Origin of the sequence: Pseudoalteromonas sp. GW168-MNA-CIBAN-0100 (assembly GCF_040309225.1) — a bacterium.
Classification (GTDB): domain Bacteria; phylum Pseudomonadota; class Gammaproteobacteria; order Enterobacterales; family Alteromonadaceae; genus Pseudoalteromonas; species Pseudoalteromonas arctica.
Map to the genome: position 1 here is coordinate 1 of NZ_JBEOOL010000700.1, position 262 is coordinate 262.

General features: G+C 43.1%; 1 protein-coding gene. It reads right to left on the reverse strand.

From position 1 onward, the window contains the following. On the reverse strand, positions 1-262 hold a 262-nt coding region (locus tag AAEY62_RS23075), incomplete at both ends, for a LysR substrate-binding domain-containing protein (RefSeq protein WP_350636762.1).

The window sequence follows — 262 nt, forward strand, 5'->3', positions numbered from 1 at the left end:
TACACACCCCATACCCCTTCTTGCAGCGGCTGATAGGATGTTAAAATAGGCACTAACTGCCCTGTTTTTAACTCGTTTTCAATGTAGTAATTAGGGAGCTGAATAATCCCTAAACCTTTTTTAGCGCCATCTACCAACGCCCAGCCACTATTACATTGCAGTCGCCCAGCTATTTTAATATGCTTTTCGCGCCCTCCTTCGTTTACCCGCCAATAACGACTATTCCCCACTAAACATTGATGATTTATTAGCTCACCTAATG